A 16,752-nucleotide genomic window follows, 5' to 3' on the forward strand; every position below is an offset into this window, starting at 1 on the left:
CGCTGGAGCGGCTGCGCGAGCACAACCGGCGCCGGCGCGCCGCGGCCGTCAAGGACCGCCTGGCCACCGACCTGCTGGACGCCGCCACGAGCACCACCGTGGAGCTCGGCACCGGGCTCGTGCTGCTGCTGGCCGCGCCGGCGATGCGCGGCGGCGAGTTCACGGTGGGCGATCTCGCGCTGTTCACCAGCTACATCGGCTGGCTGACGGCGCTGCCCCGGACGATCGGCACGATCCTCTACCGCCTGCCCCAGGCCGTGGTCGCCACCGAACGCCTCACCCGGCTCATGGCGCCGCACGAGAGCGCCGACGACCTGTCGCGGGACGCGGACGTCTGGCTGCGCCGCGACCCGCCGGCCGTTCTCCGTGTGCCGCCGCGCGATGACCCGCTCCGGGTTCTCGAGGCGCGCGGGCTGAGCGCGCACGGCGTGCGGGGGATCGACCTGCGGGTCGAGCGCGGTTCGTTCACGGTCGTCACCGGCGCGGTCGGCTCGGGCAAGACCACCCTGGTACGCGCCCTGCTCGGCCTGATCCCGCTGGACGAGGGCACGATCTCGTGGAACGGCACGCCCATCGGAGATCCGGGCACGTTCCTCGTCCCCGGCCGGGCGGCGTACGCGAGCCAGGTCCCGAGACTGTTCTCCGAGACCCTGCGCGAGAACCTGCTGCTCGGCCGGCCCGCGACCGACGGCGACATCGCGCGGGCGCTGGAGATGGCGGCGTTCGAGCCGGACCTGGCCGCGATGCCCGAAGGGCTCGGCACGGTGGTCGGGCCGCGCGGCGTGCGCCTGTCCGGCGGTCAGGTGCAGCGGGCCACCGCGGCCCGCGCGCTGGTACGCGACCCGGATCTGCTCGTCGTGGACGACCTGTCATCCGCGCTCGACGTCGAGACCGAGCGGCTCCTGTGGGACAGGATCGCGGGACACGGCACCCTGCTCGTCGTCTCCCACCGCCAGGCCGCGCTCGAACGCGCCGACCAGATCATCGTCCTCGACCGCGGCCGGATCGCCGGGCGCGGGCGGCTCGCCGAGCTGCTGGAGAACTGCCCCGAGATGCGGCGGTTGTGGAGCGCGGAGCGGATCGCCGAGGCCGGGGAGCGAACGGGTCGCCAGCCGGGCAGCCGGTGGGCTTCGCGGGTGCGACAGGGCCGGGGAACGGGCGGGTCCCCAGATCGGGCACCATGGATTCTGTGACAGTGACACGACTGGCCGAGCTGGTCGCAGAGGGAGGCGTGGCCGTGCTCAGCGGGGCAGGCCTGTCCACCGAGTCCGGCATCCCCGACTACCGGGGGCCGACCGGCCGGGCCCGGCGCGCGGAGCCGATGACGTACCAGCGCTTCGTCGGCAGCGCGGAGGCCCGGCAGCGATACTGGGCGCGCAGCCACGTCGGCTGGCGGCAGATCGGCCAGGCCCGGCCCAACTCCGGCCACCGGGCCGTGGCCGAGCTGGAGCGGCGCGGACTGCTCGCCGGCATCGTCACCCAGAACGTCGACGGCCTGCACCAGGCGGCCGGGGCCCGGCGGGTGATCGAGCTGCACGGCGGGCTCGACCGGGTCGTCTGCCTGTCGTGCCGGGAGCGCACGCCCCGCGCCGAGCTGGAGCGGCGGCTGCGCGCGGCCAACCCCGTCTGGGACGCCAGCGGCCAGATCAACCCCGACGGCGACGCCGTGCTCACCGACGAGCAGGTCGCCGGGTTCAAGGTGGTCGACTGCGCGGCGTGCGGCGGGCTGCTCAAACCCGACGTGGTCTTCTTCGGCGAGAACGTCCCCCGCCCCCGTGTGGACGAGTGCTTCGCCATGGTGGCGGGGGCGCGGACGCTGCTGGTGCTGGGGTCGTCGTTGACGGTCAAGTCGGGGCTGCGGTTCGTCACCAAGGCCGCCGCGCTCGGCATCCCGATCGCCATCGTCAACCAAGGCCCGACCGGTGGCGACGCCGAGGCCTCCCTCACCCTGGACGCCCCGCTCGGCCCGACGCTGACCGACCTCACGGGCCGGTTGCCGGGTCGGCTCGCGGCACAATAGGGCGCATGCCTCGTACATGTCCCTGCGGCCTGCCCGCCCCCTACCAGGACTGCTGCGGCAAGCTCCACCGGGGCGCGGCGGCCGCCGCCACCGCCGAGCAGCTCATGCGGTCAAGGTTCAGCGCGTTCGGGATGGGTGACGCGGCTTACCTGCTGCGGACCTGGCATCCGGCCGCGCGGCCCGCCTCGCTCGACCTCGACAGGAAGATGCGGTGGGTACGGCTGGAGGTGCTGGAGACGACCGGCGGCAGCGTCGTGCACACCGAGGGGACGGTCCGCTTCCGCGCCCACTACGTCGACCGGGGGCGCCCGGGCACGCTGGAGGAGCACAGCCGTTTCGTCCGTTTCGAGGGCCGCTGGGTGTACACGGGCACGGTGTGACGCGTACGGTCACTTTTTCTTCGCGGGTTCCGTCAGGGCATTGAGAGCGAATGCCTGACGGTGGTGTTCGCCACGAGGAACCGGGAGATGCACATGTCACCCAAGGTCCGTCTCGTCGCGTTCTGGGTCGCGACGGCGATCTTCATCGCGGAGTCGTTCACCGGCGCGGGCTGGGACCTCCTCCGCATCCAGTACGTCCGTGACACCTTCGACCATCTCGGGCTGCCCTACTACCTGCTCACCATCCTGGGCGTGTGGAAGCTGCTCGGCGCCGTGACGATCGTCGTGCCCGGCTTCCCCAGGCTCAAGGAGTGGGCCTACGCCGGCATGGTGCTCGCCTACAGCGGCGCGGCCTTCTGCCACATGGCGGTCGGCGACGGCCCGGCCGCCTGGACGATGCCGCTCTTCTTCGCTCTGCTGAGCCTCGTCTCATGGGTGCTGCGCCCGCCGTCCTACCGTACGGCCAGGTCCGCGCGCCATCACGGCTTGCGGGCGACGGCGCCGACCAAGGTGTGATGGGCGGGGCCGGGCTTGGCGCGGTCGCCGGAGCCCGGCCGCCATTCCGGCAGCGGCACGAGGCCGGGCTCCAGCAGCTCCAGGCCGTCGAAGCAGGCGAGGATCTCCTCACGCGTGCGCCACCGGCCCGTCCCGAAGGCCTCGTTGAAGAGCTTCTCGGCCGCGTACGCCTGGTTGGACGCCTCCGGGTGGTCCACGGGATTGTGGAAGTGGGAGACGGCCAGGTAGCTGCCGGACGGGAGGCGTTCCATCAGGCGGGCCACGGTCCCGGCCGGGTCCTCGTGGTCGGCCAGATGGTGCAGGACGCCGAGCAACAGCAGCCCGACCGGTTCGCCGAGGTCGATGAGGCGCCTGGTCTCCGGATCGTCGATGATCGCGTCCGGGTCCCTGGCATCGCCCTCGACGACCGCGGTGCGGTCGTCCACGGCCAGCAGCGCCCGGCCGTGGACCAGCACGATCGGGTCGTGGTCGACGTACACGACCCTCGAGTCAGGGGCGGCGGACTGGGCGACCTCATGGACGTTGTCCTGTGCGGGCAGGCCCGCGCCGATGTCCAGGAACTGCCTGATGCCCGCCTCCGCCGCCAGGAACCGGACCACCCGAGTGAGGAAATCCCTGTTCGCCCGGGCCGCCGCCGGCGCGCCGGGTGCGATCTCGAGCACGCTCAGTGCCAGCCGGCGGTCCGCCTCGTAGTTGTCCTTGCCGCCGAGCATGAAGTCGTAGACGCGGGAGGTGCCGGGTCTGGAGGTGTCCACTTCCAGGGGCGCACGCTTCTGCCGGCGGTCGGCCATGGGCGGCTCCTTCGGATACGCACTGTGCCATCGAGGTGGCTGACCGCGATCTTACTGATGGACTGACCAGTTGTCCGTACTGTCGGTAAATTTCGGTCGGCGTTCTCGGTCAGGCGGCCCACCTGGCGTGTTGGGGAGATAGGGGGCGAACCGCCCTGGCGAACCGGGTCGGACACCAAAGAAAGGACAAGATCCATTCCAGTTGGCGTCTGGGACGGGGTGTCGCCCTCCCTCGCGATGATCTCGGGCGCTACTCGTGTGCCTATGCAAATATTGCGTTCACGGCACACGACGGTAGCCGCTACCGCTTTGCCGTTCATGCTCATGTCCGTGGCACTGGCGACGCCCGCCGCTGCCGCGCCCACCGAGCCACCCCCGGAGGCGTTCGCCTTCACCCAGCAGTACGACCTCGGGTTCGTACAGCAGCAAACGATCAGCGGCACTCGCCCCTCCGACACCCGCACGTGGGTGCAGGCCGCCCCCTGTCCGAGTCGCGACGCCCTTCTGCTGAACGGGTTCGCGCTCATGAAGGTCGAGGGGTGCGGCGAAGCCGCCGGACTGTCGTCCAGCGGCTACACCGGCTACGGCATCGAGGCCGACTACGGGATGGAGGGCGCGTGCGGTGCTGAAGCCCTGTGCGGCACCGCGCCCGCCGCCTCCACCTCCGGATGCGGCCTCTCCAGCACGGCCGGCGCCTGCGGCGCGTGCGACCGGTGCGCGGGGTCCGACTGGCCCGGCATGGACGGTGGGCTGGTCATCACGAGGACGAGCAGCATCGAGATCAGGCCCGGAGCGTCGTCAGTACAGATACGTCCGATCAGGCCCGCCGCTCCGACCAAGCCCATCGCGCCGGCCGTGGTGGTCAAGCCGGCCATTCCGGCCAAGCCCATCGCGCCGCCCTGCGCGGCGGTAAAGCCCGCCGCGCCGGCCGTGGTGGTCAAGCCGGCCATTCCGGCCAAGCCTGTCGTGCCGCCCTGCGCGGCGGTCAAGCCCATCGCTCCGGCCAAGCCCGCCGTGCAGGTGAAGCCCGTCGTTCCGGCCAAGCCTGTCGCGCCGGGCGAGCCCTGCGCGGCGGCGGTCACGCCGGGCGAGGGCAAGTCCTCGACCCTGCCGGCCAAGCCCGCTGTGCCGATCAAGCCTGTCGCGCTGGTCAAGCCGGTCGTTCCGGCCAAGCCGGTCGTCCTGATCAAGCCGGCCGTTCCGGCCAAGATCAACACAGTGAAGGTCAAGCACGAGAAGCGGACGGTCCGCCGTCACTCCTGCCCGTGCCCGGGCAGCAATTGAGAAAACCTTGAACGGCCGGGGCATCGCCCCGGCCGTTCGCTTTGGACTCGGTCACCGCTGGGGAAGATCAACTGAGGGCGAGGACCATGACCGCGCCGGGCGCGACGGTGATCGGCCCGTCGTGTCGCACGCCGTCGAACACGCTCCTCCCGCTCACCCCCTCGACCGTCACGGGCTCGCCGCCGTGGTTGATCAGGAAGACGTGGCCGCCCCTGCGTACCAGCTCGAGGGTGTCGGGCAGGCCGCGCGGCCGGGATACGTTCGCGTGGTCGAGCACCTGTCCGAGCAGCTCGCGCAGGCCGGAGACGGGGGAAGTAGCGAGGTACCAGGCGGTGCCGGCGCCGAGGTCGTGGCGGGTGAAGGCGGGGTGCCCCGCGTCGGGTCCCGTGGCGAAGTCGCGTACGGCGACCGCACCGGCCGGGCGGACCCGCTCGGACCAGACGCGGGCCGTGTCGCCACCGTCGCCACCGTCGCCGCCGGTCAGGGTCACCGTCTCGTGCTCGCGCAGCGGGTGGAACTCCTCGATCGACAGGCCCAGCAGCTCGCGCAGCGCGCCCGGGTGGGCGCCCGGGTGGATGGTGTCGTGCTCGTCCACGATGCCGGAGAAGTAGGAGACGAGCAGGTTGCCGCCCGCCTCCACATACCGGTGGAGGTTCTTGGCGGACGCCTCGGTCAGCAGGTACGAGCTGGGCGCCACCACCACCCGATATGCCGAAATATCGGCTGATGGGTGGACGAAGTCCACCGTCACGTGCTCCCGCCACAGCGCCTCATAGAAGGCGTCCACTCGCTCCCTGAACGTCAGGTCGACCGACGGCCGCCAGTCCAGCTCCAGCGCCCAGTACGACTCCCAGTCCCAGACGACCGCGACCTCGGCCCGCACCCGGCTGCCCCGCAGGCCGGCGAGCTCGCGCAGGTCGGCGCCCAGCCGGACCACCTCGCGCCACTGCTCGGAATCGGTCCCCGCGTGCGGCACCATCCCCGAGTGGAACTTCTCGGTCCCGAAGCGCGAGGCCCTGAACTGGAAGAACAGCACACTGTCGGAGCCCCGGGCCACGTGCGCGAGGCTGTTGCGGCGCATCTCGCCCGGCCGCTTGGCGATGTTGCGCGGCTGCCAGTTCACCGCGCCGGCCGAGTGCTCCATGAGCATCCACGGCTCGCCGCCCGCCACCGAGCGGGCGAGATCGGCGGACATGGCCAGATCGATGTGGTTGTCGGGCCGTTCGGCCTTCAGGTAGTGGTCGTTGGCGATCACGTCCAGCTCGCGGGCCCACTGCCACAGGTCGGCGGACTTGCAGTTCACGGTGCCTGCGAAGTTCGTGGTCACGGGGATGCCGGGGGTGAGCTCGCGCAGGATGTCGCGCTGGAGCGCGTAGTGCTCGCGGTGCTGGCCGTCGCTGAAGCGGGCGTAGTCGAGGCGCTGGGCGGGGTTGACTGCCGTGTGGTTGAACCGGGGGGCGTCGATCTCCGCCCAGTCGGTGTACGTCTGGCCCCAGAACGTGGCGCCCCAGGCATCGTTCAATGCGGAGACATCGCGGTATGTGGCTTTCAGCCATACGCGCCAGGCCGCCAGGCTGTGCTCGCAGTAGCACTCGCCGAGCGGCGCTCCGTACTCGTTGTGCACGTGCCACATGGCCACGGCCGGATGCCCGCGATAGTGCTCGCCCAGCGCGCGCACCAGCCGCGCGGTCGCCTCGAGGAAGGCCGGGGCGCTGGAGCAGGCGCTCTGCCTGCCGCCGAACCCGATCCGCGTCCCCTCCCTGGTCACCGGCAGCACGTCAGGATATTTCCGGATGAACCACGCGGGCGGGGCCGCGGTCGGCGTGGCCAGGTTCACCGCGACCCCCGCCTCGTGCAGCCGGTCCACGATCTCGTCCAGCCAGCCGAACTCGTAGCGCCCCTCCGCGGGCTCCATCAGCGCCCACGAGAACATGCCCAGGCTGACCAGGTTCACCCCGGCCTCGCGCATCAGGGCCACGTCCTCCTCCAGGACCTCGCGTGGCCACTGCTCCGGGTTGTAGTCGCCGCCAAAGGCGATACCGGCAGGACGCTCCGGGTACATCCATCCCCCTTGAGAAGCTTTCTGTGAACGTGCACAGTAGCGCCCGCCCCGCATCCAGGGGAACGGCCGCCCTGGCTTCTCCCGATAATGGCTGATTAACGAGAACATAACGACCCCTTGACGGGTGTTTCGTGGCTGTTTCACTCTGTGCACGTTCACAGAACCTTCTGGAGGTACGTATGCGCGCCAACCGCCTTGGAGCCGCCCTGGCCGTCGTGCTGACGGCTGCCCTCGCGAGCTGCGGATCCGGCGAGCCCGCCGAAAGCTCCGAGGCGGCGCAGAGCCCCACGGCCGCCGCCAAGGGACCGGTCAAGCTGACGTACTGGACCTGGGCCCCCAACATGGACAAGATCGCCGCCGTCTGGAACCAGGCGCACCCGGACATCCAGGTCACGGTCAGCAAGCAGGCGGGCGGTGACGACGCGGCGGCCAAGTTCCTCACCGCGGCCAAGGCGGGCAACCCGCCGGACCTGGTGCAGGCCGAGTACCAGCACCTGCCCTCGTTCGTCGCCGCCGACGCGGTGGCCGACCTCAAGGCCGAGACCGCCTCGATCAAGGGCGAGTTCGCCGAGGGCCTGTGGGGCCTGGTCACGCTCGGCACGGAGGGCGTGTACGGGATCCCGCAGGACAGCGGCCCGATGATGCTCTTCTACCGCAAGGACCTGTTCGACAAGTACGGCCTCGCGGTCCCCAAGACCTGGCAGGAGTACGCCGACGCCGCGCGCACCGTGCGCAAGAAGGATCCGAAGGCGTACCTCGGCACGTTCTCCAGCAAGGACCCGGGAGCGTTCACGGGCCTGGCCCAGCAGGCAGGCGCCCAGTGGTGGTCGATCAGCGGCGAGTCGTGGAAGGTCGACATCGCCGACGAGCCCACCAAGAAGGTCGCCGACTACTGGGGCGGGCTGGTCAAGGAGGGCGTCATCGACGACATGCCGTTCTTCACCCCCGAGTGGAACAAGTCTCTCAACGACGGCAAGCTGCTGACCTGGCCGTCGGCGGTCTGGGCGCCGGGTGTGCTGTCGACCAACGCGCCCAAGGCCAAGGGCAAGTGGGCCGTCGCCCCGCTCCCGCAGTGGAGCGCGGGCGAGAACTTCAGCGGCTTCTGGGGCGGTTCGTCCACGGCCGTGTCCGCCAAGACGCCGAACAAGGCCGCCGCCACCCAGTTCGCCACCTGGATGAACACTGACCCCGCGGCCGCGGACCTGCTGATCAAGGAGGCCGCCGTCTACCCGGCCGCCACCAAGGCCCAGTCGTCGCTCGGCCAGGCGCCCGACTACTTCTCCAACCAGCCGGACTTCTGGCAGCAGGCCGCCGCGGTCTCCGCCGTCGCCCGCGGCTTCACCTTCGGCCCGAACGTCGGCGTGACCTACAACGCCTTCAAGGACAACTTCGACAAGGCGCTGCAGAACAAGACGCCGTTCGCCGACGCGGTGCAGGCCATGCAGGACGCCACGGTCGCCGACATGCGCAAGTCCGGATTCCAGATCGCCTCATGAGAAATTCCGAAAGGGGGGCGTGGCCGTACCTGTTCCTGACCCCCGCGATCGTGCTGTTCACGCTCTTCCTGGCCGTGCCCATCGGGTACACCGTCTGGCTGGCGATGCGGCGGACCAAGGTGTCCGGGCTCGGGCTGGGCAGGGGCGCGCGGAAGGAGATCTACGTCGGCTTCGACAACTTCTCCGCCGCCCTGTCCGACCCGGAACTGTGGAACGGCTGGCTGCGCGTCCTCGGCTACGGCGCGTTGGTGCTGGTCGTGATGCTCGGGCTGGCCGTGCTGTTCGCGCTGCTGCTGGACTCGGCGCGGGTGCGGCTGGCCAGGTTCTCGAGGATCGCGATCTTCCTGCCGTACGCGGTGCCGGGCGTGGCCGCCACGCTGCTGTGGGGCTTCCTCTACCTGCCCTCGCTCAGCCCCATCAGGGACATCCTGGACATCGATTTCCTCGGGGCCAGCACCGTCACGTACTCCATGGCGAACGTGGCGGTGTGGGGCGGCGTCGGCTTCAACATGCTCGTGCTCTACACGACGCTCCGTGCCATCCCGCGCGACCTGTACGAGGCCGCGCGGCTGGACGGCGCCTCCGAGATCCAGATCGCGGTACGCGTGAAGATCCCGCTCCTGACCCCGGCGATCATCCTCACCACCGTGTTCTCGATCATCGCGACGATCCAGGTGTTCACCGAGCCCACCACGCTGCGGCCGCTGACCAACACGATCAGCTCCACATGGAGCCCGCTCATGAAGGTCTACCGCGACGCGTTCGTCACCGGCGACCTGTACTCGGCCGCCGCCACCTCGATCGTCATCGCGGCGATCTCTCTCGTCCTGTCGTTCGGGTTCCTGCGCGTGGTCCGCAACCGCGCCTTCGGGGAGGGCTGATGACCACCGCACACCGCCGGGCGGTCGCGCGCACCCCGTGGGGGGTGGCGCCGACCGGGCTGCTTCTGCTCGGCGCAATCTACTGCCTGTTCCCGGTGCTCTGGGTGTTCATCGCGGCGACCAAGTCGCCCGGCGAACTGTTCAGCACCTCGACGCTGGCCTTCGGCACCGGCTTCCTCGACAACGTGACCCAGCTGTTCGCCTACCAGGACGGGGTGTTCTGGCTGTGGGCGGCCAACACCCTGCTGTACGCGGGCGGCGGCGCGCTGCTGTCGACCGCGGTCTCGGCGATCTCGGGGTACGCGCTGGCGAAATACCGCTTCCCCGGCCGGAACCTGATCTTCAACCTGCTCATCGGCGGCATCCTCGTGCCCGCCGTGGTGCTGGCGATCCCGCAGTACCTGCTCTTCTCCAAGGTCGGACTGGCAGACACCTACTGGGCCGTCCTGCTGCCGCAGATCCTGCACCCGTACAGCATCTATCTGGCCCGCATCTACGCCGCCGCGGCCATCCCCGACTCGCTGCTGGAGGCGGGGCGGATCGACGGGGCCGGCGAGTGGCGCCTGATGTACCGGGTGGCGGTGCCGCTGATGGTGCCTGGCATGGTGACGATCTTCCTGTTCCAGTTCGTGGCCATCTGGAACAACTTCCTGCTGCCGTTCATCATGCTCGGCGACGACGGCAAGTTCCCGCTCACGGTCGGACTCTTCACGCTGCTGGCGTCCGGGGCGAACCAGCCCTCCCTCTACAACCTGATCCTCACCGGCGCGTTCCTGTCACTCGTGCCCTTGATCGCGCTCTTCCTCACAATGCAGCGATACTGGAAGACCGATCTGTCCTCCGGAGCGGTGAAATGAAGCGCCCTACGATCCACGACGTGGCCGCCGCCGCGGGTGTGTCCCGCGGCACGGTGTCCCGGCTGCTCAACGGCGACAAGTACGTGAGCACGGCGGCACGCGTGGCCATCGAGCGGGCCATCTCGGAGACCGGCTACGTGGTCAACCGTGCCGCCCGCAGCCTCGTCACCCAGCGCACGGGGTCGGTCGTGATGGTGCTGTCGGAGCCGCACGAGAAGCTGTTCGAGGACCCCAACTACAGCACCACCATCCGGGTCGCCATCAGGATGCTGGCCGAGCGCGACCTGTCGCTGGTGATGATGATGGCGGGCGACGAGGGCGACCGCGAGCGCGTGGTCCGCTACGTCCGCGGGGGCCACGCCGACGGGGTGCTGCTGCTCTCGACCCACGCGGGCGACCCGTTCATCGACGCCCTGCAGTCCGGACCGCCCGCGGTCTCCTGCGGCGCCGTCATCGGCCGGGAGAGCGTCATCCCGTACGCCGCCGCCGACGAGCGCCTGGGCGGCCGCCAGATGACCGAGTACTTCGTGAGCCAGGGCCGCAAGCGCATCGCCATGATCACCGGCCCGATGGACACGCCCGGCGGCATCCAGCGTCTCGAGGGCTTCGCCGACGTGCTGGGCCGCAAGGCGACCAAGAAGCTGATCGCGCACGGGGACTGGACGCAGGCCAGCGGCGAGCGGGCGATGGCCGAGCTGCTGGCCCGCACGCCCGACATCGACGCCGTCTTCGTGGCCTCGGACCTGATGGCCGCGGGCGCCCTGGCCGCCCTGCGCGCCGCGGGGCGCAGGGTGCCGGAGGACGTGGCGGTGGGCGGGTTCGACGACTCGTCGGTGGCCGTCTCGACGCACCCGCCGCTGACCACGATCCGCCAGCCGCTGGCGGAGGTGGCGCAGGAGACGGTACGTCTGCTGCTCGCGCTCATCGACGGCGCCGAGCACGTGGAGCCGGTGATACTGCCCACGGAGCTGGTGATCCGCGAGTCCGCCTGAGCCCCGTCCCCCGACGTTGACATCATGGCCCTATGGCGATCAACGAACTGAGCCCTGACGAGCTGCTCACCACGACCCGCAGTGTGCGCAAGCGCCTCGACCTCACCCGCCCCGTGTCCATGGACCTGGTACGCGAATGCCTGGAGGCTGCGCTCCAGGCGCCCACCGGCGGCAACCGGCAGGGGTGGCACTGGATGGTGGTCACCGATCCTGAGCTGCGCAGGGCTATCGGTGACTACTACGGCCGCTCGCTGCGGACCTACTACGAGTCCGGCGCCTTCGCGGGGTCGCTGTTCAAGGACGACCCGGACAGGGCGGCGGTGCAGCAGCGCGTGTCCGAGAGCTCCACCTACCTGGGCGAGCACATGGGCGACGTGCCGGTGCTGGTGATCGGCTGCATCACGCTGCCGGGCGGCGGGCTGCCGGAAGGCAATCAGGCCGGTCTGTGGGGGTCGCTGCTGCCGGCCGCCTGGAGCTATATGCTCGCCGCCCGGGCCCGGGGGCTGGGCACGGCGTGGACGACGCTGCACCTGGCGTACGAGAGCGAGATCGCCGAGCTGCTCGGCATCCCGGACGACGTCCGCCAGGGCGTGCTCATCCCGACCGCCCACTACCTCGGCGAGACGTTCAGGCCCGCGCGGCGGCAGCCGCTGGACGACGTGCTGCACGTTGATCGCTGGTAGGCGCGCGGCGCGCCTCTCGCATGATGAAATGTCCGCATAAATCGGGGGTTCGAAAATAGGATCATGGATCTAGCCACCTGACCGAGGAGCCGACAGTGCCCGACAGCGAGCAGGAGCGCGCGCCCAGCGGGATCGACATCACCAAGCCGAGTGTCTCCCGCGTCTATGACTACATGCTCGGGGGCAAGGACAACTATGAGATCGATCGTCAGGTGGCCGCGGCCGCGCTGAAGATCGCGCCCGACGCGCCCGAGGCGGCCAGGGCCAACCGGGAGTTCCTGCGGCGCACGGTCCACTACCTGGCGGCCGAGGCGGGCATCCGGCAGTTCCTGGACATCGGTTCGGGCCTGCCCACCCAGGGCAACGTGCACGAGATCGCCCAGGCGGTCGCCCCGGAGTCGAAGGTCGTGTACGTCGACCACGACCCGATCGTGCTCGTCCACGGCCGGGCCCTGCTGGCCGTGGACGCGTCCACCACGATCGTCGAGGCCGACGCCCGCGAGCCGGAGAAGATCTTCAACGACCCGAAGACGCGCTCCCTGCTCGACTTCGACCAGCCGGTCGGGCTGCTGATGTTCGGGATCCTGCACCACCTGGCCGACGACGAGGATCCGGCCGGCGTCGCGGCGGCCCTCCTGCGGCCGCTCGCCTCGGGCAGCCACGTGGTGATCTCGCACTTCCACAACCCGGGCGACGCCCACCCCGAGGTGTCGAAGCAGGCGTACGAGGCGGAGAGGATCTTCAACGAGCACCTCGGCACCGGCCGGTGGCGCGCCCGGGAGGAGATCCTCGCCTACTTCGACGGCCTCGAACTGCTGGAGCCCGGCCTGGTGCCGATGCCCGAGTGGCGCCCCGGCCCCGACGACCGCGCCACCCCGGGCATCACGTACCACACCTTCGTCGGGGGCGTGGCCCGCAAACCCTAGCCGGGCAGCTTGCCGGCGGCGACCACGTCGCGGTACCAGTGGGCGCTGTCCTTCCAGGTGCGCTCGAGCGTGTCCGGCTCCACGCGGATGATGCCGAACCGCTTGGCGTACCCGTGTGCCCACTCGAAGTTGTCCATGAGCGACCACAGGAAGTACCCGCGCACGTCCGCCCCGGCCGAGATCGCCTCGGCCACGGCGGTCAGGTGCCGGCGCAGGTAGTCGACGCGCCGCTCGTCGTGGATCCGCCCGTCGGGCGTCACGACGTCGGCGAACGCCGCGCCGTTCTCAGTGATCATCGTGGGCGTGCCGGGGTAGTCGCGGTGCAGCCGCCGCAGCAGCTCGGTCAGGCCGGTCTCGTCGATGTTCCAGCCCATCTCGGTGTACGGGCCGGGCTGCTGGACGAACTCGACGTCCTCGCAGGCGATCCACGGTGACGCGGCCCCGTCCTGGTGCCCGTCGGAAGTCGCCCGGTCGCTGGACCCGTCCCACTGGCGTACCAGCGTGGGGTTGTAGTAGTTGACCCCCAGCACGTCCAGCGGCTGGCACGCGGTGGCCTCGTCGCCGTCGCGCACGAACGACCAGTCGGTCACCTGGGCGGTGTCGGCGATGAGGTCGCGCGGGTAGGCGCCCTCCAGCATGGGGCCGAGGAAGGCCCGGTTGGCCACCGCGTCCACCCGCCGTACGGCATCGGCGTCCTGCTCGGACACGCCGCGCACGTGGTGCAGGTTGAGCGTGACCGACATCTGGGCGGTCGGGGCGGCGACCGCGCGCAGGGCCTGGACGGCCAGGCCATGGCCGAGGTTCAGGTGGTGCACGGCGGCCAGCGCGGCGGCGGGCTCGGTCCTGGCGGGGGCGTGCACGCCGGAGGCGTAGCCGAGGTAGGCCGAGCACCACGGCTCGTTCAGGGTGATCCAGGTGGCCACGCGGTCGCCGATCGTCTCGCCCATGAGAGCCGCGTACTCGGCGAAGCGGTAGGCGGTGTCGCGGTTGGGCCAGCCGCCCGCGTCCTCCAGTTCCTGCGGCAGGTCCCAGTGGTAGAGAGTGGCGACGGGGGCGATCCCGCGGGCGAGCAGCCCGTCCACCAGCCGCTCGTAGAAGTCCAGCCCCGGCCGGTTGACCGTGCCGTTCGGACGGACACGCGGCCAGGAGATCGAGAACCGGTACGCGCCCACGCCCAGGGCGGAGAGGATGTCCAGGTCCTCATCCAGCCGGTGGTAGTGGTCACAGGCCACGTCGCCGGTGTCGCCGTTGGCCACCAGTCCCGGGGAGTGGGAGAAGGTGTCCCAGATCGACGGGCCGCGGCCGTCCTCGTTCCAGGCGCCCTCCACCTGGTAGGCGGCGGTGGCGGTGCCCCACAGGAAGTTCTCGGGGAAGGTGGGCATGCTGCTCCTCACAAATCCTTACAGGGTGATCTCGATGTCATCGCCCTGGGTGGTCTCCGTCGCCTGACGGTCTCCGAAGAGCCGCAGGCTCCAGCGCGCGGGCGCGCCCGCGACGCGGCGGGCCCTGACGCGGTCGCCCGTGCGGGACACCTCGAAGACAGTAGCTGCGCTGCCGTCGAGGGCGGGCACGGTGACGGTGCGGCGGGCGCCGTCGGGGAGCCGGTAGGCGTTCAGGGTGACGCCGTCGGCGTAGTCGTAGTCGGGCCGGTCCTCGCGGGCGCCCGTCGGCACCACCGCGCCGGGCCGTACCAGCAGCGGCAGGCTGTCGAACCCGTGCCGCTCGGTGCGCCACCCCGGCCCGCTCACGCTCTCCCCGCCGAGCAGTGGCGTCCAATCCCCATCAGGGACGTAGTACGAAATTTCACCATCCGCCGACATGACGGGCGCCACCAGCAGATCGGGCCCGAGCATGTACTGGGCGTCCAGGTGGTCGCAGCCCCGATCCCCGGGGAACTCCAGCCGCATGGCCCGCATCACCGGCAGCCCGTCGGTGGTCGCCTCGACCGCGGCGCCGTACAGGTACGGCATGAGCCGCGCCTTCAGCCGCGTGAACGAGCGCAGCACGTCCACCGACTCCTCGTCGAACAACCACGGCACCCGGTACGAGCTGCTCCCGTGTAACCGGCTGTGCGACGACAGCAGCCCGAAGGCCACCCACCGCTTGAACACGGCCGGATCCGGCCGCCCCTCGAACCCGCCGATGTCATGGCTCCAGAACCCGAACCCGGCCATCCCCAGGGACAGACCGCCCCGCAGCGACTCGGCCATCGCCTCGAACGTCGACTCGCAGTCGCCGCCCCAGTGCACCGGCAGCCGCTGCCCGCCCACCGTGGCCGACCGGGCGAACAGCACGGGCGCACCCCGTTCGGCCAGTACCCGGTGCACGGTCTCGTTGTAGAGCAGGGTGTAGTAGTTGTGCATGCGCTCGGGGTCGGCGCCGTCGGCGTAGGCGACGTCGGTCGGGATGCGCTCGCCGAAGTCGGTCTTGAACGCGTCCACCCCCATGTCGAGCAGCCCGCGCAGCTTGCCCGCGTACCACTCCCTGGCGGCCGCGGAGGTGAAGTCCACCAGGGCCCGGCCCGCCTGCCAGTGGTCGTCCTGCCAGACGGTCCCGTCGGGACGGCGCAGCAGGTGACCGGCCGCCGCCCCCTCGTCGAACAGCTTCGACGCCTGCCCGATGTACGGGTTGATCCACAGGCAGACACGCAGCCCGCGCTCCTTGAGCCGCCTGATCATGCCCTCGGGGTCCGGGAACACCTCCGGGTCCCACTCGAAGTCGCACCACCGGTACGGACGCATCCAGAAGCAGTCGAAGTGGAACACGCTCAGCGGCAGGTCCCGCTCGGCCATCCCCTCCACGAACGACGTCACCGTGGCCTCGTCGTAGTCGGTGGTGAACGACGTGGACAGCCACAGCCCGAACGACCAGGCGGGCGGCAGAGCGGGGCGGCCGGTCAGCGCGGTGTAACGGCGCAGGATGTCCTTCGGCGTGGGCCCATGGATGACGAGGTATTCCAGGTCGTGGCTCTCGGCGCTGAACTGCACCTGCGACACCAGCTCCGAGCCCACCTCGAACGACACTCGCCCGGGATGGTTGACGAACACGCCGTAGCCGCGATTGGTGAGGTAGAAGGGGATGTTCTTGTAGGCCAGGTCGCTGCTGGTGCCGCCGTCGTCGTTCCAGATGTCGACGGACTGCCCGTTGCGCACGAGGGGGCCGAACCGCTCGCCCAGCCCGTACACGAGTTCGCCGGCGCCGAGGCGGAGCTGCTCGACCATGAAGTGCCGCTCGTCGGCGTCGCGCATGACACCGAGGCTCTTGCCGCCGCTGCGGGTCAGCTCGCGCCCGTCCGCGCTGAAGGTCATCTCCCACGGCGCGTCCCTGCGCACCCGTACGGTGAGCGCGCCGCTGGTCAGGCTCGCCTGCTCGCCGTCCACGGCGACGTCCACGTCCGGAGCGTCGTCGCGCACCTGGAAGGCGGGGGAGGCGGGGACGGATCCGGCGAAGTGCACCGTACGGACGCGGATCACGTCCGGCATCGGAGACGACAGGTCCACCCGCAGCACCGGGCCGTCGATCGTGTAACCCCGGTGGGTGATGGGCCTGGCCGGGGCCAGGATCCGCAGCGAGCCGGCGTCGGCGGTCACGTCATGCGCCTCCGCGGCGTAGTCGGCCCGCACCCCGGGACGCAGCCGCCAGTGACCGTCCCTGAACTTCATACCGCTCCTTCGACGAGGGCCGCGACCGCCTGTGGCGCCGGCGTGACGTATCCGTCCACGGGCCGGCGCGGGGAGGCGGTGGGGTTGTGCATGCCGAGCTGTGGTGTCACGATCCATCCTTTCTGCGTGGCGGGGCGGAGCTGTCGCCGATCACCAGGCGGCAGGGCAGCAGCCGGTGCCGGGGCGGGCCGTCGTCCTCCAG

At 70.6% G+C, this 16,752-nt stretch carries 15 protein-coding genes; 11 read left to right on the forward strand and 4 right to left on the reverse strand.

The genetic code is table 11. The features are described from left to right. The 4 genes from AB0J09_RS32295 to AB0J09_RS32310 form a co-directional block, all read left to right on the forward strand. The coding region (locus tag AB0J09_RS32295) for an ABC transporter ATP-binding protein (protein WP_360699146.1) at positions 1 to 1,193 on the forward strand (1,193 nt) is incomplete at its 5' end. After that, positions 1,181 to 2,020, forward strand: a complete 840-nt coding sequence (locus tag AB0J09_RS32300) for an NAD-dependent protein deacetylase (protein ID WP_360699148.1) — start codon at positions 1,181 to 1,183, stop codon at positions 2,018 to 2,020. The genes AB0J09_RS32295 and AB0J09_RS32300, both read left to right, overlap by 13 nt. 5 nt (positions 2,021 to 2,025) lie before the next feature. Beyond that, positions 2,026 to 2,400 (forward strand): YchJ family metal-binding protein, encoded by a 375-nt coding sequence (locus tag AB0J09_RS32305; protein WP_360699150.1) that lies wholly within the window; start codon positions 2,026 to 2,028, stop codon positions 2,398 to 2,400. A gap of 93 nt (positions 2,401 to 2,493) precedes the next feature. Then, positions 2,494 to 2,916: a DoxX family protein gene (locus AB0J09_RS32310; RefSeq protein ID WP_360699152.1), complete on the forward strand. Its 423-nt coding sequence runs from the start codon at positions 2,494 to 2,496 to the stop codon at positions 2,914 to 2,916. Here AB0J09_RS32310 and AB0J09_RS32315 read toward each other — a convergent pair. Beyond that, positions 2,880 to 3,707 (reverse strand): SAM-dependent methyltransferase, encoded by an 828-nt coding sequence (locus tag AB0J09_RS32315; RefSeq protein WP_360699154.1) that lies wholly within the window; start codon positions 3,705 to 3,707, stop codon positions 2,880 to 2,882. The genes AB0J09_RS32310 and AB0J09_RS32315 overlap by 37 nt on opposite strands. 324 nt (positions 3,708 to 4,031) lie before the next feature. Between AB0J09_RS32315 and AB0J09_RS32320 the strand changes: the two genes are divergently transcribed. Further along, positions 4,032 to 4,991 carry a hypothetical protein gene (locus tag AB0J09_RS32320; RefSeq protein ID WP_360699155.1) on the forward strand — a complete coding sequence of 320 codons (960 nt, stop codon included), beginning with the start codon at positions 4,032 to 4,034 and terminating at the stop codon, positions 4,989 to 4,991. Between the two features lie 67 nt (positions 4,992 to 5,058). On the opposite strand, the gene AB0J09_RS32325 is transcribed toward AB0J09_RS32320, so the two are convergent. After that, entirely contained in the window at positions 5,059 to 7,053 is a 1,995-nt protein-coding gene (locus AB0J09_RS32325) for a beta-galactosidase (RefSeq protein WP_360699157.1), read from the reverse strand. Positions 7,054 to 7,232: 179 nt separating this feature from the next. On the opposite strand from AB0J09_RS32325, the gene AB0J09_RS32330 reads away from it, so the two are divergent. The 6 genes from AB0J09_RS32330 (at position 7,233) to AB0J09_RS32355 (ending at position 12,888) form a co-directional block, all read left to right on the forward strand. Further along, positions 7,233 to 8,549 carry an extracellular solute-binding protein gene (locus AB0J09_RS32330; RefSeq protein WP_360699159.1) on the forward strand — a complete coding sequence of 439 codons (1,317 nt, stop codon included), beginning with the start codon at positions 7,233 to 7,235 and terminating at the stop codon, positions 8,547 to 8,549. Further along, positions 8,546 to 9,430: a sugar ABC transporter permease gene (locus AB0J09_RS32335; RefSeq protein ID WP_360699161.1), complete on the forward strand. Its 885-nt coding sequence runs from the start codon at positions 8,546 to 8,548 to the stop codon at positions 9,428 to 9,430. Before AB0J09_RS32330 ends, AB0J09_RS32335 begins: the two co-directional genes overlap by 4 nt. Continuing rightward, positions 9,430 to 10,287, forward strand: a complete 858-nt coding sequence (locus tag AB0J09_RS32340; protein ID WP_360699163.1) for a carbohydrate ABC transporter permease — start codon at positions 9,430 to 9,432, stop codon at positions 10,285 to 10,287. The genes AB0J09_RS32335 and AB0J09_RS32340 overlap by 1 nt, the downstream gene beginning before the upstream one ends. Further along, positions 10,284 to 11,279 carry a LacI family DNA-binding transcriptional regulator gene (locus AB0J09_RS32345; protein ID WP_360699165.1) on the forward strand — a complete coding sequence of 332 codons (996 nt, stop codon included), beginning with the start codon at positions 10,284 to 10,286 and terminating at the stop codon, positions 11,277 to 11,279. Before AB0J09_RS32340 ends, AB0J09_RS32345 begins: the two co-directional genes overlap by 4 nt. Positions 11,280 to 11,311: 32 nt before the next feature. Continuing rightward, positions 11,312 to 11,962 carry a nitroreductase family protein gene (locus AB0J09_RS32350; RefSeq protein ID WP_360699167.1) on the forward strand — a complete coding sequence of 217 codons (651 nt, stop codon included), beginning with the start codon at positions 11,312 to 11,314 and terminating at the stop codon, positions 11,960 to 11,962. A gap of 95 nt (positions 11,963 to 12,057) precedes the next feature. Further along, the gene (locus AB0J09_RS32355) at positions 12,058 to 12,888 is read left to right on the forward strand and encodes an SAM-dependent methyltransferase (RefSeq protein ID WP_360699169.1); all 831 of its coding nucleotides are present in this window, start codon (positions 12,058 to 12,060) and stop codon (positions 12,886 to 12,888) included. On the opposite strand, the gene AB0J09_RS32360 is transcribed toward AB0J09_RS32355, so the two are convergent. Beyond that, positions 12,885 to 14,270, reverse strand: a complete 1,386-nt coding sequence (locus AB0J09_RS32360; RefSeq protein ID WP_360699171.1) for a GH1 family beta-glucosidase — start codon at positions 14,268 to 14,270, stop codon at positions 12,885 to 12,887. The genes AB0J09_RS32355 and AB0J09_RS32360 overlap by 4 nt on opposite strands. An 18-nt stretch (positions 14,271 to 14,288) precedes the next feature. Further along, the gene (gene yicI, locus AB0J09_RS32365; protein WP_360699173.1) at positions 14,289 to 16,550 is read right to left on the reverse strand and encodes an alpha-xylosidase; all 2,262 of its coding nucleotides are present in this window, start codon (positions 16,548 to 16,550) and stop codon (positions 14,289 to 14,291) included. Between the last annotated feature and the right edge of the window lie 202 nt (positions 16,551 to 16,752).

The sequence above is a fragment of the Nonomuraea sp. NPDC049784 genome (genome assembly GCF_040659615.1).
Taxonomy (GTDB): Bacteria; Actinomycetota; Actinomycetes; order Streptosporangiales; family Streptosporangiaceae; genus Nonomuraea.

What these genes read in the sequence shown, in the direction of transcription:
- AB0J09_RS32300 (WP_360699148.1), top strand. Translation starts at nt 1,181, where the DNA reads ATGGATTCTGTGACAGTGACACGACTGGCCGAGCTGGTCGCAGAGGGA.
- AB0J09_RS32305 (WP_360699150.1), top strand. Translation starts at nt 2,026, where the DNA reads ATGCCTCGTACATGTCCCTGCGGCCTGCCCGCCCCCTACCAGGACTGC.
- AB0J09_RS32310 (WP_360699152.1), top strand. Translation starts at nt 2,494, where the DNA reads ATGTCACCCAAGGTCCGTCTCGTCGCGTTCTGGGTCGCGACGGCGATC.
- AB0J09_RS32315 (WP_360699154.1), bottom strand. Translation starts at nt 3,707, where the DNA reads ATGGCCGACCGCCGGCAGAAGCGTGCGCCCCTGGAAGTGGACACCTCC.
- AB0J09_RS32320 (WP_360699155.1), top strand. Translation starts at nt 4,032, where the DNA reads ATGTCCGTGGCACTGGCGACGCCCGCCGCTGCCGCGCCCACCGAGCCA.
- AB0J09_RS32325 (WP_360699157.1), bottom strand. Translation starts at nt 7,053, where the DNA reads ATGTACCCGGAGCGTCCTGCCGGTATCGCCTTTGGCGGCGACTACAAC.
- AB0J09_RS32330 (WP_360699159.1), top strand. Translation starts at nt 7,233, where the DNA reads ATGCGCGCCAACCGCCTTGGAGCCGCCCTGGCCGTCGTGCTGACGGCT.
- AB0J09_RS32335 (WP_360699161.1), top strand. Translation starts at nt 8,546, where the DNA reads ATGAGAAATTCCGAAAGGGGGGCGTGGCCGTACCTGTTCCTGACCCCC.
- AB0J09_RS32340 (WP_360699163.1), top strand. Translation starts at nt 9,430, where the DNA reads ATGACCACCGCACACCGCCGGGCGGTCGCGCGCACCCCGTGGGGGGTG.
- AB0J09_RS32345 (WP_360699165.1), top strand. Translation starts at nt 10,284, where the DNA reads ATGAAGCGCCCTACGATCCACGACGTGGCCGCCGCCGCGGGTGTGTCC.
- AB0J09_RS32350 (WP_360699167.1), top strand. Translation starts at nt 11,312, where the DNA reads ATGGCGATCAACGAACTGAGCCCTGACGAGCTGCTCACCACGACCCGC.
- AB0J09_RS32360 (WP_360699171.1), bottom strand. Translation starts at nt 14,270, where the DNA reads ATGCCCACCTTCCCCGAGAACTTCCTGTGGGGCACCGCCACCGCCGCC.
- yicI (WP_360699173.1), bottom strand. Translation starts at nt 16,550, where the DNA reads ATGAAGTTCAGGGACGGTCACTGGCGGCTGCGTCCCGGGGTGCGGGCC.